20 protein-coding genes and 1 tRNA gene are annotated in these 24270 nt (G+C 49.3%); 19 read left to right on the forward strand and 2 right to left on the reverse strand.

All coding sequences use genetic code 11. The features are described from left to right. The 19 genes from C3F13_09925 to C3F13_10015 all read left to right on the forward strand — a co-directional run. Positions 1-518: hypothetical protein (locus tag C3F13_09925; protein PWB53142.1), on the forward strand; the 518-nt coding region annotated here is incomplete at its 5' end. A gap of 2 nt (positions 519-520) precedes the next feature. Beyond that, positions 521-2635, forward strand: a complete 2115-nt coding sequence (locus C3F13_09930; protein ID PWB53143.1) for a hypothetical protein — start codon at positions 521-523, stop codon at positions 2633-2635. Next, complete coding sequence (locus C3F13_09935) at positions 2614-4812, forward strand: hypothetical protein (protein ID PWB53144.1); 2199 nt, start codon at positions 2614-2616, stop codon at positions 4810-4812. The genes C3F13_09930 and C3F13_09935 overlap by 22 nt, the downstream gene beginning before the upstream one ends. A gap of 389 nt (positions 4813-5201) precedes the next feature. Then, complete coding sequence (locus C3F13_09940; GenBank protein PWB53145.1) at positions 5202-5714, forward strand: hypothetical protein; 513 nt, start codon at positions 5202-5204, stop codon at positions 5712-5714. A 39-nt stretch (positions 5715-5753) separates the two neighbouring features. Continuing rightward, complete coding sequence (locus C3F13_09945) at positions 5754-9188, forward strand: hypothetical protein (protein ID PWB53146.1); 3435 nt, start codon at positions 5754-5756, stop codon at positions 9186-9188. A 2-nt stretch (positions 9189-9190) separates the two neighbouring features. Then, entirely contained in the window at positions 9191-12736 is a 3546-nt protein-coding gene (locus tag C3F13_09950; GenBank protein ID PWB53147.1) for a hypothetical protein, read from the forward strand. Then, entirely contained in the window at positions 12736-12957 is a 222-nt protein-coding gene (locus C3F13_09955) for a hypothetical protein (protein PWB53148.1), read from the forward strand. Before C3F13_09950 ends, C3F13_09955 begins: the two co-directional genes overlap by 1 nt. A 179-nt stretch (positions 12958-13136) precedes the next feature. Beyond that, entirely contained in the window at positions 13137-13928 is a 792-nt protein-coding gene (locus tag C3F13_09960; GenBank protein ID PWB53149.1) for a hypothetical protein, read from the forward strand. A gap of 253 nt (positions 13929-14181) precedes the next feature. Beyond that, positions 14182-14583, forward strand: a complete 402-nt coding sequence (locus C3F13_09965) for a hypothetical protein (protein ID PWB53150.1) — start codon at positions 14182-14184, stop codon at positions 14581-14583. 11 nt (positions 14584-14594) lie between these two features. Beyond that, complete coding sequence (locus C3F13_09970; GenBank protein ID PWB53151.1) at positions 14595-16178, forward strand: hypothetical protein; 1584 nt, start codon at positions 14595-14597, stop codon at positions 16176-16178. After that, entirely contained in the window at positions 16175-16621 is a 447-nt protein-coding gene (locus tag C3F13_09975) for a hypothetical protein (GenBank protein PWB53152.1), read from the forward strand. Before C3F13_09970 ends, C3F13_09975 begins: the two co-directional genes overlap by 4 nt. A gap of 4 nt (positions 16622-16625) precedes the next feature. Next, complete coding sequence (locus tag C3F13_09980; protein ID PWB53153.1) at positions 16626-17333, forward strand: hypothetical protein; 708 nt, start codon at positions 16626-16628, stop codon at positions 17331-17333. Between the two features lie 372 nt (positions 17334-17705). Next, positions 17706-18230: a hypothetical protein gene (locus C3F13_09985; protein PWB53154.1), complete on the forward strand. Its 525-nt coding sequence runs from the start codon at positions 17706-17708 to the stop codon at positions 18228-18230. Positions 18231-18316: 86 nt separating this feature from the next. After that, a complete protein-coding gene (locus tag C3F13_09990; protein PWB53155.1) occupies positions 18317-18529 on the forward strand; it encodes a hypothetical protein in 213 nt (70 codons plus the stop codon). Positions 18530-18618: 89 nt separating this feature from the next. Continuing rightward, positions 18619-20886 (forward strand): hypothetical protein, encoded by a 2268-nt coding sequence (locus C3F13_09995; GenBank protein PWB53156.1) that lies wholly within the window; start codon positions 18619-18621, stop codon positions 20884-20886. A 99-nt stretch (positions 20887-20985) separates the two neighbouring features. Then, on the forward strand, positions 20986-21501 hold the full coding sequence (locus C3F13_10000; GenBank protein ID PWB53157.1) for a hypothetical protein: 516 nt from the start codon (positions 20986-20988) through the stop codon (positions 21499-21501). Next, a complete protein-coding gene (locus C3F13_10005) occupies positions 21498-21935 on the forward strand; it encodes a hypothetical protein (GenBank protein ID PWB53158.1) in 438 nt (145 codons plus the stop codon). The genes C3F13_10000 and C3F13_10005 overlap by 4 nt, the downstream gene beginning before the upstream one ends. A gap of 17 nt (positions 21936-21952) precedes the next feature. Then, positions 21953-22396 carry a hypothetical protein gene (locus C3F13_10010; protein PWB53159.1) on the forward strand — a complete coding sequence of 148 codons (444 nt, stop codon included), beginning with the start codon at positions 21953-21955 and terminating at the stop codon, positions 22394-22396. Between the two features lie 150 nt (positions 22397-22546). Next, complete coding sequence (locus tag C3F13_10015; protein ID PWB53160.1) at positions 22547-23740, forward strand: hypothetical protein; 1194 nt, start codon at positions 22547-22549, stop codon at positions 23738-23740. A gap of 41 nt (positions 23741-23781) precedes the next feature. On the opposite strand, the gene C3F13_10020 is transcribed toward C3F13_10015, so the two are convergent. Further along, positions 23782-23856 (reverse strand) — tRNA-His (locus C3F13_10020). Positions 23857-24132: 276 nt separating this feature from the next. Then, positions 24133-24270: cupin (locus tag C3F13_10025; GenBank protein ID PWB53161.1), on the reverse strand; the 138-nt coding region annotated here is incomplete at its 5' end.

Below are 24270 nucleotides of genomic sequence, written 5' to 3' on the forward strand. Positions count from 1 at the left end.
CCTTCAGCCCGGATGGAACCCGGATCATCTCTGCCAGCCAGGATAGAACTCTCAAGCTGTGGGACGCCGCCTGCGGGCAGGAGCTGCGCACCCTGAGCGGACACACCAATTTTGCCTTTGCCTTTGCTTTCAGCCCGGATGGAACCTGGATCGTCTCTGCCAGCCAGGACAAGACACTCAAACTATGGGAAGCCGCCAGCGGTCAGGAGCTAGCCACCCTCCCGCTTCCCGGCATCCTTGACTGTGTTGCGCTACACCCATGGAAACCGTTGGCAGCCTGCGGCGATTACGGTGGCAGCCTTCACTTCATCGAATTGGTTGGCGTGGTGTATGGACCGATTATCGTAACTCCGATCATAAAGAAGCATTTATTCAAACCAGAACTTTCAATTCGTTGTCCTGCCTGCCAGCATCGAATTTCGATAAATCAAGACCAACTTGACACCGAACTAACGTGCCCCACCCCGGGTTGCGGTTTACACCTGAAGATAAACTCATTTTCGATCCGCGTAGAGTGACCATGGATGCCCCCCTGAACTCAATAAAAACTAAAGCCATCCTAAAAGCCTTCTCGCGCGCCCTGCGGCGGGAAGCACACATACTCATGCAATACCCCGACCTCTTCTGGCAGCAGCAATTCAACCGTCTGCAGTGGGAGGGGGACGAGGTGAAGCAGGTGGTTGCTTTAGAACTCGAGAAGCGCAGTACACCGGGGGCAAAGCCGTGGGCGCATACCCACACCCCCTTTTCTGAATCTGAATCGCTGCAGCAAACCCTCGTCGGTCACACCGCAGAAGTCACCCGTTGCGCCGTCAGCTCCGATGGCAACTGGATCGTCTCCGCCAGCCAGGATAAGACCCTCAAAATCTGGGATCTCTCGACCGGTAGAGACCTCCACACACTCAAAGGGCATACCGGCATGCTTGGTTATGTTTACAGTTGCACGGTCAGTCCAGATAGCAAGTGGATTATCTCAGCGGGTGAAGACGGTGCACTCAAAACCTGGGATTCGGCATCTGGTAAAGAATTGCGTTCCATTTCCAGCTACGCCCGGGGTGCCGCCATCAGCCCCGACGGCACGTGGTTCGTTTCTGCGAATTCGCCGGTAATCAAGCTGTGGGACACCGCTACCGGCAAGGAACTGCGAGTGCTCTCAGGTCACACCGCACTGGTCAAAGCCTGCGCTGTCAGCCCTACTGGCAGGTTGATCTGCTCAGCCAGCAATGATAAAGCGCTCAAAATCTGGGATGCCGCTACGGGTAAAGAACTGCACACACTCACCGATCACGGCGGCATCGTGAACGACTGCGCCTTCAGCCCCGAAGGCACTCGAATCGTCTCTGCTAGCGGCGATACTACCTTAAAGATCTGGGATGCTGTCAGCGGTACGGAGTTACTCACCCTTTCAGGGCATACTGGCGGGGTAAACAGCTGCGCGGTAAGCCCTGACGGAAAATGGATTGTCTCCGCCAGTGAGGATCACACCTTGCGCGTGTGGGATGCCACCAGCGGTAGGGAGATGTGCACCCTCACCGGGCATGCCAGCTTTGTCAAGGGTTGTGCCGTCAGCCCGGATGGCATCTGGATTGTCTCCGCCAGCTCGGACAAGTCTTTGCGCCTGTGGAACATAGCTGATGCACTTGCTGGAGGGGAGCACACCCGCCAGCAGCCCGCCATGCAAAAAGTGACCGGCTGGGTCGGCGCCTGCGCGGTAAGCCCCAACGGTGCCTGGTTTGTCTCGGCAGGTTGGCAACAGCCACTGCGTGTGTGGGATGTCAAAAGTGGAAGGTTGCTGCGAGACCTGCAAGATCCTGGCTTGGAGGTGCGCGGCTGCGCAGTCAGCCCGGATGGCAGCCGGATTGCCACCGCCGGATCAGACTACCTCGTGCGGGTTTGGGATGCATTCAGTGGCACACAGCTGCTCGGTTTCAACGGGCACGCCAAGGAGGTCACTGGCTGTGCATTTTCACCTAATGGTGCGCGGATCATCTCTGTCAGTTGGGATCAAACACTGCGCATATTGGAAGCGTCTAGCTGCAGAGAACTGCTCTCCATCCCCGTCCGCGGCGGTGCCAACAGTTGTGCGTTCAGCCCAAAGGGGGATTGGATCGTCACTGCCGGCTGCGATAAAACCTTACGTATTTGGGATGCCACCAACGGGCAGGAGCTGCGCACCCTCTCCGGTCACACCGATGAGGTCAAGCGCTGTGTGGTGAGCATTGACGGCACGCGCATCCTCTCTGCCGGGCGGGATAGAACCCTGCGCCTGTGGGATGCTGCCACCGGCAGCGAACTACTCACCTTTTCCGGTCATAACGGCGGAGTGATGGATTGTGCAATCAGCCTTGATGGTAGATGGGTTATCTCTGCCAGCCAGGATAAGACTCTACGTGCCTGGGATGCTGTCACCGGCCAAGAACTGCTCTCAATCCCGCTGCCCGGTGGATTGCACTGCGTGGCATTGCACCCGTCGCAGCCACTGGCTGCTTGCGGTGATTCTGGAGGTGGTTTTCACCTGGTTGAAATGGTTGGCATAGAATCATTCATGCAGTCACGAATCAGGCGCGAGTCTGAACCGCCAGCCTTAAAGCTGCAACCCGAAGAGAAAAAGAAATGGCAGTTTTGGAAGAAATGACCGCCATCCTGCAAGCCTTCTCGCGTGCCCTGCGGCGTGAATCGCACGTCCTCACCCAGCACCCCGATCTTCTATGGCAGCAGATGTACAACCGCTTACAGTGGGAAGGGGAGGAAATTAAACAATTCCTTACACCGGAGCTAAGAAAACGCAGTACGCCAAGCGCCAGACCCTGGCTACGGCTCGACACCCCATATACAGAATCCAAAGCGATACTTCAAGTCATGGAAGGTAGTGGTTTCCCAATTTCTACTTGCGTCATTTCCCCCGATGGACGGTGGTTTGCATCGGCTGGATCAGACGAACCAATAATCATCTGGGATGCTTCAACTGGATTGAAAGTATGGACACGAGAGCTAAAGGTAGGGACAGGGGTGGTCAGTTGCAAGTTCTCATCAGACTGTCGCAAGCTCATTTCAACTAGTGATGATAAGCTGCTCCGTTTATGGAATACCGCCACGGGAGAGTTGCTACGCACCATAGCACTTTCAGGACACACTCTTTGGTTGACATCTTCCGCTTTATCACCAGACGAGCAGCACATCATAACTTCCAGTGAAGATAAAACAGTGCGTATATGGAATTTCGAAAACGGTCAGCTTGTACGCACCTTAACCGGGCATATGGATGGAGTATTTACGTGCATAGTATCGCCAGATGGCCGGTGGATTGCTTCGGCAGGCAGGGATAATACAATTCGGTTATGGGATTTTGAAACCGGTCAGTGCATCAGGATTCTAACCGGTCACACGAACAGTGTGAATGCGTGTTCTTTTTCACCCAATGGGCGATGGATGGTTACTGCGTCGCAAGATAAAACCCTTAAAATTTGGGATCCCATGACCGGGGATTGTTTACAAACCCTCGAAGGACACACGGAAGGCATTTATACTTGTGCATTTTCACCGGATGGACGTTTTATCGTTTCTGCGGGTTGGGATCTGACCCTGCGGCTATGGGATGCTGGTAACGGTATGTTGATTATGGTATATGAAGGTCATACCGAAACGATTTACACTTGTTTGTTTTCTCCTGATGGTCGGCGGCTCGTTTCTGGAAGTAAAGATGGAACTTTACGAATATGGGATGCAATTCTGCGTGAACGGGAAGAGTCCGCAAAACAGATGTCACTACCCAAGATGGTCAGTAGGTGTGCTTATTCACCCGATGGAAGTCTCCTGGTTACTGCTAATAGTGTCGGGGATATTGAGGTATGGGATGCAAATCTGAATAGCAAGTTGTTAACCCTGTCTGGTCATGATCAATGGATATTTGATTGTGTAATTTCACCTGATGGGAGCCAGATTCTTACTGCAGGTTGGGATGGTACGCTTCGGATATGGGATACCGATAAAGGACAACCTCTCGACACACTTCGAGATCATAAAGGTTCGGTAAATACCTGCGTGTTTTCTCCAAGCGGGCAATGGATGGTTTCCGGAGGTTCGGATCACACAATAATCCTGTGGGAGGTAAGCAGTCGACAGCATTTACTTACCCTTAAAGGGCATACTGGTGAGGTGAAAGCATGTGATATCTCACCTGATGAGACTCGCATTGTTTCTGCAAGTTGGGACCATAGTGTAAAAGTGTGGGATATAACCTCGGGAAATTCGGTGCTCTCACTAGATGGTGAAACAATTTATTTAGAATCATGCACGTTTTCTCCAGATGGAAATATGATCATTGCTGGCGGCGCAGCTAGGTTGAATTTGTGGGATGCAAACACCGGTCAGCTTTTGCATAAAATGGATGATATACAGGGAATTGTTAATGCTTGCCGGTTTATGCCGGATGGAAGTTTTATTGTTGCGATTTGCGAGGATAAAATATTACGTGTAATTGATCCAATAAATGGGAAAACGGAAGGTTGGTTGCCTCTACCAGGTGTATTATGGGATCTGGCAGTGCATCCTTGGGCGTCTAAATTTGTTTGCGTGGATGAGGTTGGCTCAATATATCAAGGTACATTCGTTGGCTATAAATTCAAGCCAATCATTGTCACAGCTACTTTGAAGAAGCGATGGCTGAAGAATGAGTATACAATTCGTTGTCCCGCCTGCCAGCAGTGTTTTCAAATCCTTGAAAATCAACTAAGCAGCGAGCTGACCTGTCCCACCCTGGGCTGTGGGTTATTGCTTATGATCAATCCATTCGCGAGACGTAAAACGGACTGACTAGATAGAAAACAATGTTTAACATGTTTGAGACTGATGGATATCCAAGTCTAAAGCTCCAATACCATATCACTACGAGCCTCACTGAAAGCCAGGCTGCTGAAGTTTCAATCCTAAAATGGGAGCTTCTCTATCACCCATACAGATATAGGTAACTTGTCGCGGATGATGCTATTCAAACCTGCGGATAATGAGCTTTGTACTCCTACGATTATCCAGATGAATGGTAGGATTGCCCCATTACTGGTGCCAGGCCTAGGGGTTGCGCAGAAAATCCTACACGGTTTTTTTACAGGCGGTTAAAATTTGCAACATTGAACTCTTAATCCAGGCGACTGTGGGATGAATCCGCTTTCTAAAGAGTTTTTGTGAGGAGACCTGATCGCAATATGCCAATGCCATATTATCGTAACACCAACTACACGCCGATCTTTGCGCTGCTCGGTATGGCGCTTATCTGCATCTTGTCTATTGCCACCCCAGTCTTTCAACCTGTCATAAATAATCTTGCGGGAGGCATAGTACTGCATGGATTTGAGACTGCCTTCCAGGATATGCAGCACCCCTACGGAACTGAGCATCTTTCTGGCCAGGCAACAATGGGCGAATTTGCTGGCAGCGAGCAAGGCTGTGATTTCTTTGTCGGCGAGGCGCGGCGCTTCGATGGCAACAAGGAGATTATCCTTGCCAACTATTCGAGACAGACAATAACCAGTAGACCTCTACAGGTGGTGTTCCTCGAAAGTGGGCAAATACCAGCCGCAGAGAGGAAATCCTTACCAGAACCGCTGAATGACCTGGCTAGTTGGGAACTTCCGTCAGGCGTAGCGCAGCAACCAGTATACCTGGTCTATCTTTTAGCTGTTGACTACGCAGGGGATCTACGCCTTGATTGCCGCTAGACCTAGGCACACCAGTCGACGAAGAAGGATGAGACCATTTTGATCGGTGAGAACCCTACGGAGATTAGCGATAGACATAGTAAGGTGTTGCATGCCTTCTCCCGCGCTCTGGGGCGTGAGGCGCATGTGCTCACCCAGCAACCCAACCTGCTCTGGCAGCAGCTCTATAATCGCCTTCAGTGGGAAGGGGAGGAGGTAAAACTGGTTATAACACCCGAATTTGCTCAACGTAGTGAGCGAGGGGCTAAACCGTGGTTACACCTGCAAAACCCCTCCCGGGAATCTGATATGTTGATTCGCACCCTAGAAGTTCACACCCGTTGGGTGATGAAGTGTGCGTTTTCACCAGATGGGCGTTTTATCTTTTCAACAAGTGACGATAATAGGCTACGAATTTGGGATCCAGAGACTGGACAGCTGGAACGAACCCTATTCTTGGAAGGACATACTGGTTCTGTGAGTAGGTGTGCGTTTTCGGCAGATGGATACCTGATCGTTTCTGCCAACCTAGACAGAACATTGCAGGTTTGGGAGACAATATCTGGAAAATCCCATAATGTGTGGCAGGCTACCCCACAAGTCCCCATGAGAGTCGCGCCTACTCTCGTACAAGCTCCACCTGCTCTAGTGAAAGAATGTGAATTCTCGCCGAATAACCACTTTATTATTTCTACAAGTACTGACAACATGCTGAGGCTGTGGGAGACTAAAACCGGCCAGTTACTGCGTACGCTTGAAGCTAATTCACCCGCTTTTACTTTCTCACCCGATGAGAGATTCTTTGTATCTACCAGTGATAATTCGCTACAGGTGTGGGAGATTTCTTCCGACCAGCCACTATATACTTTGGATGGCCATACCAAGGTAATAAATGCTTGTGCATTCTCGCCGGATGGGCACCTCATAGTCTCAGCTAGTGAGGACATGACGCTACGGATGTGGGAGGTCACCACCGGCCAGCCCTTATGCACTCTAGAGGGCCACACGAAGGGAGTAAACGCCTGTGCGTTCTCGCCGGATGGGCGTTTTATTGTCTCCTCGAGCAAGGATATGACACTACGAGTGTGGGATGGCGCAACCGGACAATTACTCTACATCCTGATCGGCCATACAAAAGATGTGAACGAGTGTGCATTTTCACCAGATGGTCGTTTCATCATCTCAGCTAGCAAGGATGAAACAATGAGGTTATGGCATTTTACCTCCGAACAACCGCAACATTTATTGGAGCATCCTACTGCCAGGGTAACAGCTTGTTTATTCTCACCAGACGGGTGTTTAATTCTGTCCAACACTGATTCATGGCGAGTGTTGGATATCGCTTCAGGAAAAACCTTGTGTACCTTGGAAGGTCTAACAGAATTGGTGGAAGCATGTGCGTTCAGCCCAGATGGACGCTTGATTGTCTCAGCTGTTAATCAAATAGTATTTCCGGGATGGAATGTCAACACAGGTCAGATGTATAACACCAAAGCATCTGAAAGAATAGGGGCGAAACAGTGTTTGTTCTCTCCAGATGGTCGTTTCGTGGTCTTCGGCTGGGGTAGAACATTAGAGCTGTGGGATTCTGCCTCAATGCAACCACTGTGTGCTCTGGAAGGCCACACCAGAAGTGTGGTGGCGTGCGCGTTCTCACCGGATGGGCGTTTATTAACCTCTGCTAGCGAAGACATGACACTACGGGTGTGGGATATCGCTACAGGTCGACCTTTACGAACGCTGAAAGGTCACACTGGAGTAGTGTTTTCCTGTGCATTTTCTCCGGATGGACGCATGATTATCTCTGCTAGTGAAGATATGACAATACGGGTGTGGGATGCCACGACTGGCCAATTACTCCACAGCCTGATCGGCCATACTCTCAGCGTGTATAAGTGTGCGTTTTCACCAGATGGTCGTTTCATTCTCTCGGCCAGTAAGGATAAAACGTTACGGGTATGGCACCCGGGCAAGGCTGATATGCTGGCGAGCCTACCTTTTCCAGGTGAATTTTCGGAGCTTGGATTTCATCCCACCAAGCCTCAAATCTTGTGCGGTGACGAAAGCGGTTCTATATACCAGTTTGAGATTGTCGGATTTGATTTTGGACCAACTATTGTTTCTGCTGAAAAGGTAGTTGATGGAGTCAAGGTTCGCTGCCCGACCTGCCAGCATCTTTTTCTGATCAAAGCTGACAGCTTGGATGGTGAGCTTGACTGTCCAAAGATAGGTTGTGCTACAAAGTTAAGGGTCACCCCATTTACGATCAGCCAATCAAACAGTCTGGATCAGGCACTTCAGATCTCAGATTCTATTAGTGGTCAGCTCCCACATGATATGGATGGGCATACATCAAGTGTGATTGTATGTGGGTATTCACCAGAACGGAAATTTTACGCGGGTTGCGACAACAAGACAGTACTGGTGTGGAGCTCCACCACCGGCCAAGCAACAAATATCATAGTTGGTCACAACGGCGCTGTACGGGCATGTGCATTTTCCCCGGATGGGCAATCCATTCTCACTGCCAAAAATAAAACTCTGCAACTCTGGAACGCACACACAGGAAATCTAAGGCACACTCTTCACGGACATACAGGCATTGTGAACGCATTTGCATTTTCGCATGATGGACATACCATTGTCACAGCAAGTGATGATAAAACTCTTAGGTTATGGGATCTTGACTCCGCCAACCTGATAAAGTGTCTGATTAGCCATACTGCCAGAGTAAACGCATGCATGGTCTTGCCAAATTGGCGCTTACTAATATCCGCTAGTGATGATGAGACGCTACGTGTTTGGAACACAGCCACAGATGAATCACACATCCTAATAAAACACAAAGGTCCTCCCAAGGCATGCGCCTTATCGCCAGACGGGTCATTCATCCTCTCCTGCAATGAAGATAAATTATATGTATGGAATTCGCGTTTTGGTCAACTACTTTATTCCCTGGAAGGTCATACAAGCATAGTAAACGCGTGTGCTTTCTCTCCGAATGGGCATTTCATACTCTCAGCCAGCGATGATAAAACGATAAGAATGTGGGATACATACACTTACCAGCCTCTACAGGTTTTTAAAGGTCATTTGGGGAGTGTTAAATCCTGTGCATTCTCGCCGGATGGTCAGTTTGTTATTTCTGTTAGCGATGACAATAAGCTATGCATATGGCACCCTTACAGCGGTGTGAACCTGGCATATTTCTCATTTCCAGACGGGCTCTGTTCTATGGGACTGCATCCCACATCGCCGCAGGTAGTTTGCGGTGACAGAGGTGGTGCTATCTATCGTTTTGAAATTCCCGGAATCGAGTATGGACCAATCCTTGTCACCGCTGTCGAAACAGTACAAAAGATAGAAGTTCATTGCCCGGCCTGCCAGCAGCTTATTCCAATCCGTGAAAACCAACTTGGTAGCGAAATGACCTGCCCCACCCCGGGCTGCGGTCTGCGCTTGAAGATCAACCCGTTTGTGATACATATGACTTGATTATGAATGACCACACAACTATCAATAAAAACAAAGATAATCTCGAAGTTTCCTCCCACGATCTGGATTCAGAAACCAGCCTGGAAGGAGAGAAGGCGAAATCCTTATCCATAGTACTGGGTGCACTGCGCCTCTCAGCCCATGCGGTATCTCGAGATCCCGATCAGCTCCCCAGTCAGCTAACAGGGCGGCTTTTAGAAAGCCACGAGCGGGCGATCACTCGGATATTGGAGCAAATTCGCCAAGAAGTCAAGTACCCTTGGCTGCGACCCCTGACGGCAAGCCTTCCACCACCGGGAGGACCCCTGGTCCGCAGTCTGAGTGGACATAGCGGTGCTATCTGGGCTGTAGCAGCGACAGCTGACGGGCGGCGAGTGGTATCTGCTTCGGAAGATCAGACGCTGATTGTGTGGGACCTGGTAAGAAGCGAGGTGTTGGTTACTTTACGCGGGCATAGTGATGCGATTACTGCAGTGGCAATCACGGCCGATGGGCGGCGGGCGGTATCTGCATCGATCGACAAAACACTAAAGGTGTGGGACCTGGAAACTGGAGTGGAGCTGATGACCCTATTTGGGCATGCCAGCTCTGTATTTGCTGTGGCTGTAACACCTGACGGTCAACGAGTTGTGTCAGGGTCGAACGACAAGACTCTGAAGGTATGGGATCTTGGGAGTGGGATGGTGCGAACTACCTTCAGCGGGCATAGCGACACGATCCGAGCCGTGATTGTGACACCCGATGGGCGCAGAGTGATATCGGCATCGGACGACAGGACACTGAAGGTATGGGATTTGGAGAACGGCACAGAGATGGCTACCCTGCACGGGCATGATCAGCCGGTCATGACGGTAGCAGTGACATACGACGGGCGGCTGGCGGTGTCCGGGTCAATTAATGGGGAGCTTAAGGTGTGGAACCTGGAACGAAGAGCGGAGCAAGCCACCTTGCGCGGGCATGGCTATGCGGTTAATGCCATCGCGGTGACGCCAGATGGGCAGCGAGCGTTGTCGGCCTCAGACGACAAGACGTTGAAGGTATGGGATTTACAAAGTTGTGAAGAGCTGAGCACTCTGCGCGGGCATGGTGGATCTGCCTTAGCTGTAGAAGTGATGTCTGACGGTCAGTTGGCGGTGTCGGGCTCGTTTGACAACACACTGAAGGTATGGAACCTGGAGATCGGGATCGAGCAAGGCACCCAGTCCAGGCAAAGCTACACGATTGGGACTGTGGTGATTACTCCCGATGGGCAGCGAGTGGTGTCTGGGATAAAGTACATTGATCTCGGGGAAATGACGCTGAAAGTGTGGGACCTGAAGAAACGGGCTGAATTAGCTACCTTTGGCGGGTTTAGAGATATCTTGGCTGTGGCGGTGACACCCGACGGGCGGCGAGCTGTAGTCGGGTCGGATAAAGCGCTGATGGTGCGTGACCTTGAGAGTGGGGTAGAGCTTGCCACCCTGAGTGGCCATAGTGATCGGGTCTCTGCTGTTGCCGTGATGCCTGATGGCTTCCGGGCCGTGTGCGGGTCAGACGACAAGACTATAAAGATATGGGACATTTCAGTTGCCCGTAAAGTAGGAGAGCAAAGTCGGGCGGAGCTTGCCACCTTTCACGGGCATGGTGAAAAGGTCAGGACAGTGACGGTAACGCCCGATGGGTGCAGGGTGATATCTGGTTCGAACGACAAGACATTGAAGGTGTGGAACCTGGAGAGTGGAGCAGAGCTGGCTACCCTTGCCGGGCATGGCGATGGAGTCAATACCGTGGCGGTAACTACCGATGGTAGGCGGGTGGTGTCGGGGTCGAATGACAAGACGCTGAAGGTATGGAACCTGGAGAGTGGTGCAGAGCTGGTCACCCTTTCTGGGCATAGCAACTTAATTAATACTGTTGTAGTGATGCCCGACGGGAGTCGGGCGGTATCAGTGTCGGACGACAACACGTTGAAGGTATGGGACCTGGAGTTGGGAAAGGAATTGGCTACTTTCACAGACGAAGGTCATCTCGTTGCGTGTGATGTGTCTCCTGATGGCGCCACCATCGTTGCCGGCGGGGTTAGCGGTCAGGTTCACTACCTGCGATTGGAAGGCATCACCCCCGGTCCAACGGTGGTGACTGCCTGGCGAGCGACTGGCGATCGAAACCTAGCCTTCGGCTGCCCGTATTGTTGCACCTGGTCAGAGATCCCCGGATTTGCTTTGGGAACTGAAATTGCCTGTCCTCACTGCGGTAAACCAATCAAGCTGAACCCGTTTGTGGTGATGGCAGAGTTGCCTTCGAATATGAGGCAATCCCCGAATATGGTCAGCGAAGATCTGCTCAACGAGTTGAATCAACCATTATTTGTGGTCAGTGTAGACCGACCTAAGGAGGTCACCCAACCCCCGGTTGTGATAAGCATAGAGCAGCCCAAGGAGGTACGCCAACCTCCAACCCTTCGCTGCACTCTGGCAGGCCATACCAGTTATATATTGGGATGTGCGATAAGCCCAAATGGGGCTACGGTTGTCTCCGCCAGCGATGATAAGACGCTGCGGGTGTGGGATGCAGTCAATGGGAGGCTGCTTCAGACTTTCGTCGGTCACAGCGGAGCTGTCAACGGTTGTGCGGTAAGCCCCGACGAAGTCTGGATCGTTTCTGCAGGTGGGCTGATGGACTGTACGCTTAAAACCTGGGATCTTGCTAGCGGGAGGGTGCTGCGGACTCTTACCGGTCATACTGGTGCTGTGAAGGGATGTGCGGTGAGTTCCGACGGAGCATGGATCGTATCTGCCAGCGCAGATAATACGCTACGGGTGTGGAATGCTGCTTCTGGGAGGGAGCTACGAACTCTCTCCGGACACGCCACACCTGTTTATGGTTGTGCAGTAAGCCCTGATGGGAAATGGATTCTTTCTGCCGGCCATGACAAGACGCTGAGGATGTGGGATGCGGCCTCCGGGAGGGAGTTGCGCACACTCATCGGCCACACTGGCGAGGTGAACGGGTGTGCAATTAGCCCGGATGGAACCTGGATCGTTTCCGCCAGCAGGGATAAGACGATGCGAGTGTGGGATAAAGCTACAGGGAGGGAGCTGCTCACACTAATCGGTCACAATTTCGAGGTGATTGGGTGTGCAGTGAGTCCGGACGGAGCCTGGATCGTTTCCGCCAGCCATGATAAAACGCTACGAGTGTGGGATGCTACCACAGGCATTGAGAGGCTTATGCTTCCATTGCCTGGAGCACTCCTATGCATGGCGCTGCACCCATCGCAGCCGGTCGTGGCCTGCGGAGATGAGGCTGGAAGAGTCTACCTGGTCGACCTGGTGGGCATTGAATACGGACCGCTCTTCGTCACTGCCACCCCTACAAAGGGGCTGGGATTGGTGGTGCGCTGCCCTACATGTCAAAACAGGTTTGCAGTCGAAGCCGAGGAAATGGGTAGTGAGTACATATGTCGGCCGGGTTGCGGGACGCGCATGAAGATCAATCCCTTCGTTACACTTACTGCACAACCTGCCGATAAGGAAGGTTGGCTTTCAAGATTGCGAAAAAAGAAATAATGAAAAAAATTAACTCCATCGAGTTTGCTACAGGTTTCTTCATGGGAGTTTTCTTCGGATTTTTCATCGAAGGTGTCTTCATCACGCTATACAATCTGCTAAGTAACTGGCTAGGATGGAAATCCATAAACATTGTCTGGTGGATGTGGATCCCTTTGCCAATAGTGAGCGGGTTGATCATGGGCAAGGCGATCGCCAGCTTGCACCTGGAGGATTATTGATTATTTATTCACATATCCTGTATATAATACATGAAGGTTTATATACAAACAGCCCATAACATAATTGGATACAGAGATTCAGCACATTGGATGCTACCCGGCCAAGATGCTCTTCTGGTCAGTTTCTGAGCATCTTGCACATAATGACCTGGGTAATGTTCTTTCAATAATGGAATTCAATGATGCTTATCTGGAATTACCCTGAGACCTCAACCGACCCACACATCCTCGCTGACCTGGCGGAATGTCCCTTCTGCGCTGTTCACCTTCAGCGCTTGTTCTGGGATCAGCGAAAAAACAGCAGCCATAACCAGGATTACGATGACCTGCTGGGATTTTTCTGCCCATCCTGCGGCTGGTGGAAAGTGATCCGCGAGACTGGCATCTGGAGCCCTCCCAATCCCAGGCATATGCCGAAATTCGTCTATCAGAAGTTCTGTCAGGCAGGAGCTGTGATGAATCTATTTCCAGGGGATCTCAATGCTAAACTTGAATATCTCCAATCCATCCTCTGGGGTAACTTTACCGGCGGGTTTGCGAGAGGCCTTAGCGATGAGGAAATTGTGGCGAGCGTCTTTGATTCGCAAGGATATAAAGTTCTCGTCACTGGCAACGTAAAAGATCAAGGCAAGATTGTAATCCTGACCAAAGATGCAGAGAAGATTGGCTTACTTGTGAACGACAGCGAAAGTGCATTCTTGGTGGAACAGATTTTATCTATAACAGGCGTGATAATACTAGGAGGAGAAACGAAAGGAGTTTTTGTAACGACCTCCAAATCTCAAAAGGTCATAGATTCCACCACAAGATCGATCAATTTTTATGGCGGTCCAATTGAGCTCGTTGATGTGAAACGCCTTTATGATGCACTGGGATTGGTGCAGATTCCACCATACAGCTCGCAGGAAAATTTTCTGGGCATGCATACACTTGATGGATTGGTCAGGGTCAAGGCAAGCGATAGTTTTTAATCGAGTTGAGATGTTTATGGCGCATGTTTCTCACACATTCAACGTTTTTGTGCACGCTTAAAATGTTGAGATAATTGCATGAATAGAAAGAATCTATGGATACCAGTGAATTCCTGAAGCTATTCAATGAAAATGAAATGCATGTTTCCAATCAGGATTTGGCTGTCTATAACCGGGGCTGGTTTTAGAAGATACCCACAGCCAAGCACTAATTGAAGATTCTAAACATATGCTCGAGGAATCATCATTCTAGATGGGACTTGACAACTACGCCAGCCGCTGTAAAGATAATATTTTACTAACAGAAGCCGATCGGCAAGCATTTTCCGACGCAGATATCAATCTGTGGGGAGGATTATTCAGCGGGGAAGATGGAAGCTTCAGAGGTGAGATGTATGATTTACTCTTGCTGGATGTCACCGGAGTGAGCCCACTACAGGCCTGGATACCGCCGGAGATTGTCCAAGAAATGTACCGGGCGCTGTTATATTGCGCTCCAGCTACAATTCTGTATATGTACCAGCAAGACTTCGTGGATAGGGATGAAGAATATAGAGGCCCTAGTCTGGAAGAATTGACCACCAATATATTGGAACTACGCAAGTTCTTTCGAGTTTGCACGGAGAGGGGCCTTGGCTTGATTGGAGATTTTTGATCTAACTCGATATGAATACTGTTGAGTTTTTGAAGCTCTACGAAGATGATGAAATGGATTTTTCCGGGCAGGATTTGCACGGTATCAACCTGGAATGCCTGAATTTAGACGGTTTCGATTTCTCGCATACCAATCTCCGCAATGCCCACCTGCAAAAAGCCAACCTGGAAACAACCAATTTGAGTGGAGCCTGCCTGGATGGAGCAAACCTGTCCTCTACCACCCTGGGTGGGGCAAATTTATCAGGAGCCAGTTTAGTCGATACTAATCTGGGTGAGGCAGATCTGAGTGAGGCTACATTATTGAAAACCATCCTGCGGAAAGCCAACCTGAACAAGGCCACCTTGCGCAAAGCAAGCCTGGAAGGAGCAGACTTAACTGAAGCCAGCTTGGAAACCGCTGATCTGGAAATGGCTAAGCTCCAAAATACCCGCTTGTGTTCCGCAAACCTTCGTCAAGCTAATCTTCTCGGGGCAGACCTCAGTAAAGCAGATTTGAGCGCGGCTGATTTGCGCGAAGCCGATCTTTGCGAGGCAGATCTGAGTGGCACAATACTACGCGGTGCCGACTTCCGCCTGGCAAACCTGGAATCTGCCGACCTGCGTCTGGCTGATCTTCAAGGCGCTCGATTTGAAGGAGCCAGGCTGGGAGGAGCTCAGATCGATACACCCCAATTTCTACCCGAGCGTGAGCGGACCTTGTGGGAAGTGCTCACCCTGGGTGGGGCTGAAAAGGATATGCACGGTGTGGACTGGCACGGGTTGGAGCTGATCGGCGTCGAGCTGTGGGATGCAGATTTGTCCAATGCAAACCTGGTGGGGGTAAATCTGGATAATGCTGACCTGAGTGGAGCCAATCTAAAGGATGCGAATCTGTCTCAGGCAATACTGTCTGGAGCTAACCTATCGGAGGCGGATCTGAGTGGCGCGATTCTTATAAATGCGCGCCTGGGACGGGACATTACCCCTGCTGCAAACCTTCAGGGAGCTATTTTAACCAGAGCAAACTTATTCGAAGCCTACATGGTAGAGGTTAACTTAAACAATGCAAATCTAAGTGGTGCCAACCTGCGCCGGGCTGACCTGCGTAAAGCGCAGGTAGTCGATGCGATATTTGAAGACACATTACTCGAGGAAACAAAACTACCACGCACAATTTCCGAGGAGCAACTCACAGAAGCGAGGTTCATCCGCCAGCGCTGGGAGCTGTATGAGGCAGTCGGTCCATACAATACGAAACGAGCCTTCATACTAAGAATGTGCGATTATGTAGACGGTCAACTGATCTTTGAAGGATTTGAAAGTTTCGAAGGCGCAGTTGAGCTGGTATTGGACATCCTGCAACAGTATTGGATCGACCCGCATGGAAGTGAAGGAAAACACATCTTGAATATCTTCTGCAGGCATGCAAGTAAAGATATGTACGGGGATTTTGAACGATGGCGTCTATGTGAACAATGTGGGCTTGATTTTAAACCACCCCTATCGCTTGAATATGTTTTTCGGATTGCCGAAAGCGCTCCGATTCTCTGCCCAGCGTGTTATCGCACATGGAAAAAAGCTTCGGAGGGTAAGCATCAGAGCGAGATTCAATGATCAACTGGAGTAATGTAACTATTCTATTCTATGGAGTGCTGGGCACATTGGTCCTGCTGTTGATTCAATGGCTTATCAGCCTTTTCCTGCCGAAACTCCCGATGGAAGTGATAGAAAGTATGCAGCACGTCCAGCAGACAACCATTGATGGCAATTACCAGGGAGATGCGGATATCTACAACTTCGACCGGGCGCTGATGGAAGCGGAATTGGAACATCCTCGCTCGACTCTAAGCCTTTATTACAACCAGCCGGCTGCAATTATTTCCAGGCTGTTGGGCAGCATCCTGGTTTCCTTTACCATCACCGGCTGGGTGCTGGAAAGCTTTGGCTTCAACTGCATATCCTTTCTTGTGCTGCTCTTTGGCATCAGCTTACTCTTTTACCCGATTATGACCTGGAATAGCTCGAGACCCACCCTTAAAAATCAGAAAAACGAGTAAAGATATGGCGAAACTGACGATTGATAATACCCTGCTCTCTTCTCTACTCGACGACATAGCGCCGTTGGTGAGTTATGCAACCGGATGGGAACTGCAATTACACTCGCTTCACAGTCGTGTCCTTCCAAAAGAGCATGGTTATGAAGAAATCCTGATCGGTAGGTTTCAACACCTCGGCATCCAAGGCTGGGATGAAATAATGCCTGACTTTCTTGAGCGTATGATTGAATTTCTTATCGAGGAGAATACATTGGCAGCTTATATGTCTGGAGCAGGGGAGATCGTGGTCATTCGTGAGAATGTGGATGACAGCAACATGGATGGATTGAGACTCATTCTTGCTCATGAGCTTGTCCATCGCAGCCAGCACATGGCAGATGGCAGCATATTCTCTCACCTGGATAATCTCCTGCGGCAAGCCATCATGGAAATGCAGTCTGATACAACCAATATTCTAAGGGTGCGACTTATCTTCGAGCAAATGCAACCGATCATGACCCTACTGGAAAGCCACGCTGCCTACATCCAGGGATTCTTGAAGCAAACATATTTTCCAGATGCCCGGGTCGAAACACACTTCAATATCGCTTCTTTGTTGATGAGGTTGATTGGGATGCCTAAGATTGCCCAGTATACAGATGGAATACCTCAGGTCGCTGCAGCTGCCAAATCCGGAAATATTGAATCACTCTACGCTGGATTTGGGAGTTAAGCAGAAGTCGGGATATTATTGTTCGCCGAGTTGAGGGTGGATAGATCTTTACTAGAGAAGACCGTCAGGCTTTTGTGTAGGCAGAAATAAATCTCGGCCACTGGTATAGCATCGAGTATCAGATCAGTTTCAGCGGCAGACTCAACGATTATTTATTGTTCCAGATAACTGGCCAATCACTTTTTTCATCCGTACCTCATCTACCTCGGTTAAGGAAATCTATAATAAATCTATGACCAATCACGAATGATATATCGGCGCCGAACAAATAGTTAGAATATATGTTCTATTATTTCTCAATCTGTGTTATGATGACCAAGGCGTATTCGTGGATACACTAAGTGCCGTACATTCCTTGGAATATATTGACGTATGAGAATCCTGAGTAAAAAACTTGGTATCACCCCAGAAAATTTAGATCGCATCGTGGAGATATTTCTTATTGAGTATAAGTTTGTAAGAGAGCAATCCGGTGAAAAACTATCGATCCTGGACAAAACCTGTAAGTATGATCGACCAGAGGTTTACCTTGATAATAGGGTGGTGTGTTTGGTGTATGCCCTCCCTCTAACCGATACCACCTCTCGGGTAATTGTTGAAGCAGCGTCCGACTCTGGCGAAGGTTTGACCCAAATACAAAAACTGAGCGATTATATTCTAGAAATCGCTACTGAATATGAGCTAAAGATAACCGTCGATCACCAAAAGGCGGACCACCTGAAAGGTGGCAGGCCGAAAAATGAGGCGAACGAATTTGCTTATCATCAGGTGAATGTTTTAGGTAGGCCTCCAGCGGAGGTATATCCGGAATGGGAAAAAATGAAAGGGGAATCCATATCTCTCCTCGTGGATCCCAGAGACAGTTTCCGAAAGGCAATCAGGAAAAAACCGAATTAACGGATTAATCACTATATTTTCCATTTCGAATTTTATAAAATCTGATCGAACATAAAAAACTCGATCAGATTTTTTTTGGAGAAACCATGAACGCACGCATTGTAATCACTCTAGACCCCGACGAAGCCAAAGCCTTGATCCAACTAGCCCAGGACCAGTACCGTCATCCACGTGAGCTGGTTGCCCTACTGATTCACAACGAGCTGGAAAAATCGGGGTTGCTGGACAAGGTTCAGCATCGGGTTGAAGAATTGCAAGCCCAAGCTGCTCCCAATTTCGATGGGCATACTACTGGTTAAAACATCAGCCGCTGATATTGCTCAAATATCAGGTGAGAGACTTATGCTTGGTGTGGCAATGACTTTTCAGGGAGCCATCGAGATAATCCATGAGTAAGTTTGACCTGCTTCAAATCATCGTACAAAGGCTAGACCGGGCTGGATCACCCGATAATAAGTGGCCAGATAGCAAAGGTGAGTATTGGGCGTTATGTCCATATCATAATGATCAACATCCCACGAATTTCTCTGTTTCAGAAAAAGGTTTCAAGTGTTTTGTTTGTGGTGAATCTGGAGGTTTGCGCAAGCTGGCAGACATGCTCGATATCGAAATACCGAGTTCTGACCACAACGAGGCATCTCCAGCAACATTAGAAAGTTATTCAGAATACAAACGATTGCCAATAGAATTTCTAAATGAGCTGGGGATTAAGACTACAGAACGAGGCGGGAAAAAATGCCTGCGCATCCCCTATTTTGATAAAAACGGGAGTGAGCTTGCTTATCGTATCCGCTGGAACATCGGGGGAGATAAGGAACAGCGATTTTCCTGGAAGTCAAAATCAAAAATATACCCTTATGGCCTCTGGCGCGCATGTGCCGCGTCTGTTGGAGGCGCCCGCGCTGAGGATCTTGGATGCGTGCAGGTGTGCACGCGTAATGGAGGGGATAAAAAGACACTTTTTTTGGTGGAGGGGGAGAGCGATGCACAGACCTTGTGGTATTACGGCTTCGATGCCTTGGGGATCCCCGGTGCCACGAATTGGAAAAAGTATTTTTGCCAGTATTTGGAGGGCTATCAAGTTTATGTCTGGCAGGAGCCTGATGAGGGTGGCAAGGCTTTTATCGACTCGGTAGGCAAGGACCTGCCAGAGATCTTTGTCATCCATCCTCCAGCGGGCCGTAAAGATATTTCAGAATGCCATCTATGGGGAGATGATGTTCAACAGCTCATCAAAGAGCTGATCCAAAATGCTATCCCCTATTCGGTGATCCAGGCTGAACAACAGAAGAATGATGCCATTAAAGCTGCTGGAATAGCTGGGGATTTGCTTAACTGTCCTGACATTCTGTCAGAATTTTCTAATGCCTGCACAGCCCTTGGCTTGGTGGGCGAAGAACGGAATGCCAAGTTGTTATATCTAGCACTGACCTCCAGGGTCTTGCAAAGGCTGGTGAGCATCGTTCTCAAAGGGACCTCCAGCGCCGGCAAATCATTTACGGTCGAGTGTGTGTTGCGGTTCTTCCCAAACTCAGCCTACTATGCCCTTTCTTCCATGTCGGAGAAGGCCATGGCATACTCAAAGGAGCCTTTGAGCCATCGTTATCTGGTACTGTTTGAAACTGCAGGGATGAATTCTGATTTCGGCAGCTATCTATTGCGGAGTCTTTTATCAGAAGGCAAGATCAGGTACGAGACGGTTGAAAAATCGGCTGAGGGGCTACAACCCCGGTTGATTGAGCGTGAAGGACCAACTGGATTGATCCTGACCACTACCTGGGCTCATATCCACCCGGAGAATGAAACCCGCATGCTCAGCCTGGTGGCGAAGGATGACCGAACCCAGACTGCCTCAATCATGCTGAAGCTGGCTGAGCAGATGAACGGGAAAGGACCAAGGATTCTCGATCTGGAACCCTGGATTGCTTTCCAAAAATGGATCGAATTGGCCGGGAATCACTCTGTGGAGATCCCTTATGGCCCGCAGCTAGCGGCACTGACAAGCCCTAAGGATGTCAGGTTGCGCAGGGATTTTACCCAGGTCTTGAATCTCATTTCTGCCAGTGCGATATTGCATCAGATGAACCGGGAAACCGAGCCAATAACCAACCGGATCATCGCAAGCCTCGACGACTATAGGACCATTTACGCATTGGTCTCTGACCTGCTCAATGACTTGTTGAGGGCAACTGTCAGCCCAGCTACACAAGCGACGGTGGAAGCGGTTAAACATCTTACCCGAGATGAAAAGCCTGCCACGATTACCCAGGTTGCCAAGGAGTTGAATATCGATCGATCGGCAGCCTCACGGCGGGTTGCAGTCGCACTGGATCATGGGTATTTGCGTAACCTGGAGGACCATGAGCGCCGCCCTGCCAAATTGATGCCGGGAGATCAAATGCCTGAGGAGGAAGGGATATTGCCATCTCCTGAAAGACTGCTTGAAAAAATAAATGCTAATCCTATCCCCTCCGACACGCCTGCACGCGTGCACGCCTCGGAAGCTACAGGTGATATAGAAGCTCAGCTCACTCATGCTGATAGACTGGCAGTGCGTGCTCGGGAGATGGATGAGGCTGGGGATCATGCCGGTGCAGATCAATTACGCAAAGGACACGACCAGATCTTCGAGGCGATCTATGAACAGCTGGACTAATTTATTGTCATGGGGGGAGGGGGTGAAAAAGTTTTCATTTGGGGAACAGCAAGCGGGCGAGGTGCTCCACGCTAAAAAATGTGGGAATGTGAGGAAATCATGCCAGCACGAAAGCCATTAATACTACATAGTGACACAGATAGGCATACAACCCGGCATGAAGCCAGGGCTGCTGCTGAGGATGCAATTACTGTGCGGAAAGAGCTACCCATTCAGCCTCCAAAGGAGCTGAACGAATACCCAGTGGCACAGGAGTGTTGGCGTTTTCATGTCAAGTTGTACAACAGCATGGCTGGTTTCCTTGCTACACCACTGGACCAGCACATTTTGATTGAATACTGTTTGGGTTGGGCTTATCTCGCAGAGCTGCGTTTTATACGGAAATTAGCAATGGATAAAAAGATGTTTGAACTTTATGTATCCGTTGATCAGCGCATGGACCGCAAGGGTGCCAGGTTGGACACGTTGAGGCAGCAATTGTACTTGACACCCAGATCCAGGGCGGGTGTTGCGCCAGTAGAAAAAGAGTCTGACGAGGTCGAACCGCCTATTCCTGAGGGTGGTTACGATATGCAGTATTACCTGAAAACAGGAAAATGGAAGGAGGAAGAATGAGAAAACTCAAAAATAAGCTAGCCTGGCCTCCAAATTGGCCGCCTGATACGATCCTACCGCCAGGTGTAGAACCCGAAATTTCGATGGATGAGCTGCTGGATAACTCGGCAGAAGAAAATGCGGTGCTTTATTATCGAAGATCGGGACGTATTCGTGACCCCCATCCCGAACTATTCGAGGATGCAGAAGAGGTGGACTTATATTGTTATGTACGGCCATTGCTTCCTGGTGGTTTATTGCCCTGGGAGAATGGCAGAGGCCCCTCGGTCACCAAATCTAACAAGTCAACAATTGTTTTCGTCGATCCACTTGACAATTCTAAATGGGTTAAGGTTCGACCCGGCGAGTTGCGAATATTGACCAAGGAGGAATTTTCTGCATTGATTGAGTCTAATAATTTCGCTATTGTCATGAAAAATCCAGTGCACCGTTGAGAAATGAGCGAAGCAACATGATAGATTTGAATCCTATACATTCTGCGATGATAGACACCAGGGTTACAGCACCAGAAGTGATCGAAGGTTATGAGCGATCCGGGGGCGGTATTTGGATCCGTTTGACACCAGGGAAGATGCTGATCAAGCGGATCCGTACCGGTTTACACGGCAATTCATCCCAGGTGGAAAACTACCCTGGGAGAAATAGTCAATTGATTAAGGAGAAGAGAATGGAGAAAAATCAGCAATCCAATGATGGAAAATTCTTGGCCGAATCTTTGTTGACGGCCTCGCAAGTTGCCAACATATTGCATATCAGCCGAAGTAATACGTATTGCTTGATGAAAACTGGCACGATTCCAACGGTGCATATCAACAAATCCGTGCGTGTTCGTAGACAGGATCTTGAGTGGTTTATCGAGCACAATATTTTATCTTCATGCGAATTCGGTAAATAAGATTTCTTGTCTGTGATGTTGCCTGTAAATCCATCTCGTACGCACTGTCCGGTATTTCGGTTGAGAGTTACAATGTTTAGGTATTTTCGAACCTTAACAACCGAAGGACAATGGGTCGCCTTTCCTTGAAACTTATTAAGGAGTAAAGGAATGGCAAGAAGACGTTTTAATCACGAGGGTTCGTTATTCCAGAAACCAAACAATTCCTGGAGAGCGATGGTGTCAGTAAATGGAAAACGGCTTTCTTTCACATCGAAATCCCGGCAGGCGGCATTGGAGTGGTTGAAGAAGACAACGACCCAGGTTGCTACCGGAATGACATATGTATCTGCAAAAGAAACCCTGGATGAATTCCTAAGAGAGTGGTTATCCATTAACAAGACCTCAGTTCGCCACACTACCTGGTCCCAATATGAACTGACCTGTAGAGTTCACATCTCACCGAGAATTGGACATATAAAACTGGCAAATCTTGACCCAGCTGTATTACAGAAATTCTATAGTGAGAAAATGTCTATGAATTATGGAAAGGGAATACGAACGATCAGGGTGATCCATAGTATCCTGCACAAATCACTTGACGATGCTTTACGGCTTGGATTAATCAGCAGAAATCCTGTTGACCTTGTCGTTCCACCTCGCTACACTCACGGCGAAATGAAAATCTACGATAGAAAACAGGTTCAGTCGCTGTTGATTGCTGCTAAAGATGACCGAAATGTAGCACTATATTTTTTGACGGTAACGACTGGATGTCGTATGTCTGAGCTCTTGGCGTTGAAATGGGATGATTTGTCTTGGGAGGGTCAGACGTTGCACATTCAAAGACAGCTCGCCCGTGATCGTCAAAATGGATACTATCTTCCCCTCAAGACCAGAGCGGCTAATCGGACGATCGATCTCGGGAAGAAGTCCATCAAAAAGCTACGCGAGCATTATCAGCGTCAAAACCTGGAACGTTTCAATTCTCAAGACTGGCAGGAGAATGATCTGATATTTCCATCATCGATCGGCACTCCACTGGACCAATTCAACTTGTACCATCAGTTTAAAACATTGATTGAGCGTGCCGGGCTTCCCGAAATTCGATTCCACGATCTCAGGCATACTGCCGCATCCTTGATGATCAATGATGGATTGCCGATAATCGTAATTTCCAGGCGTCTTGGGCACACAAAAGTGAGCACAACAATGGATATCTATGGCCACTTGCTACCGGATACCCAAAGAGAATTAGCAGATCGAATTGATGAGTGCGTGATGCCGATAGAAGTAGAACTGCACCCGAATTGCACCCGAACCCCCGAAATTCACGAGCTGATCGAAATTTTAGCCCCCAAATAGAGATAAAAAAGGATTTTCCTCTCGGAAAATCCCATATCTGCTGGGTGCCTGATGGGATTTGAACCCACAACCACTTGATCCACAGTCAAGTGCTCTGCCAGTTGAGCTACAGGCACCATAAGCGGGCTGATTTTATCATTAACAACGATGGCTATCAAGCGGTACTTTGTTACCAGTGACTATATCCGAAAAATTGACTCTCCGAGGGTCTCTTGTTCCAGCCAGGAAGCCGGCGTGCCTGTGATCCGTTTCCAGGATTGCAGGTATACAGCTAAGATGATCATACCTTTTCCTGGAATTTCAGCTGTTGGGTGCACACCATTTTAGGTCCAGGTTTTTGAGTCTTTGTTCCGGATAATCTCAAATTTCTTGAATCATGGGCTGGGCTGGGCTTATTCTTGCCAGACAATATCGACCGAGATCTCCACAGCTGGAATCGTTCCTCTGTTCTCAAGCCAGTGTAAGGTGTTCCTATCCTCCGGCCAACCCACTCCCAGCCCATAGTCCGTAGCGACTCCATTTCGATGGTC

The organism is Anaerolineales bacterium (assembly GCA_003105035.1).
In the GTDB taxonomy this organism is placed as follows: Bacteria; Chloroflexota; Anaerolineae; order Anaerolineales; family UBA4823; genus FEB-25.

Bases quoted from the DNA above. Each gene is read 5' to 3' on its own strand.
- C3F13_09930 (PWB53143.1), top strand. From the start codon at position 521: ATGGATGCCCCCCTGAACTCAATAAAAACTAAAGCCATCCTAAAAGCC.
- C3F13_09935 (PWB53144.1), top strand. From the start codon at position 2,614: ATGGCAGTTTTGGAAGAAATGACCGCCATCCTGCAAGCCTTCTCGCGT.
- C3F13_09940 (PWB53145.1), top strand. From the start codon at position 5,202: ATGCCAATGCCATATTATCGTAACACCAACTACACGCCGATCTTTGCG.
- C3F13_09950 (PWB53147.1), top strand. From the start codon at position 9,191: ATGAATGACCACACAACTATCAATAAAAACAAAGATAATCTCGAAGTT.
- C3F13_09955 (PWB53148.1), top strand. From the start codon at position 12,736: ATGAAAAAAATTAACTCCATCGAGTTTGCTACAGGTTTCTTCATGGGA.
- C3F13_09960 (PWB53149.1), top strand. From the start codon at position 13,137: ATGATGCTTATCTGGAATTACCCTGAGACCTCAACCGACCCACACATC.
- C3F13_09965 (PWB53150.1), top strand. From the start codon at position 14,182: ATGGGACTTGACAACTACGCCAGCCGCTGTAAAGATAATATTTTACTA.
- C3F13_09970 (PWB53151.1), top strand. From the start codon at position 14,595: ATGAATACTGTTGAGTTTTTGAAGCTCTACGAAGATGATGAAATGGAT.
- C3F13_09975 (PWB53152.1), top strand. From the start codon at position 16,175: ATGATCAACTGGAGTAATGTAACTATTCTATTCTATGGAGTGCTGGGC.
- C3F13_09980 (PWB53153.1), top strand. From the start codon at position 16,626: ATGGCGAAACTGACGATTGATAATACCCTGCTCTCTTCTCTACTCGAC.
- C3F13_09985 (PWB53154.1), top strand. From the start codon at position 17,706: ATGAGAATCCTGAGTAAAAAACTTGGTATCACCCCAGAAAATTTAGAT.
- C3F13_09990 (PWB53155.1), top strand. From the start codon at position 18,317: ATGAACGCACGCATTGTAATCACTCTAGACCCCGACGAAGCCAAAGCC.
- C3F13_09995 (PWB53156.1), top strand. From the start codon at position 18,619: ATGAGTAAGTTTGACCTGCTTCAAATCATCGTACAAAGGCTAGACCGG.
- C3F13_10000 (PWB53157.1), top strand. From the start codon at position 20,986: ATGCCAGCACGAAAGCCATTAATACTACATAGTGACACAGATAGGCAT.
- C3F13_10005 (PWB53158.1), top strand. From the start codon at position 21,498: ATGAGAAAACTCAAAAATAAGCTAGCCTGGCCTCCAAATTGGCCGCCT.
- C3F13_10010 (PWB53159.1), top strand. From the start codon at position 21,953: ATGATAGATTTGAATCCTATACATTCTGCGATGATAGACACCAGGGTT.
- C3F13_10015 (PWB53160.1), top strand. From the start codon at position 22,547: ATGGCAAGAAGACGTTTTAATCACGAGGGTTCGTTATTCCAGAAACCA.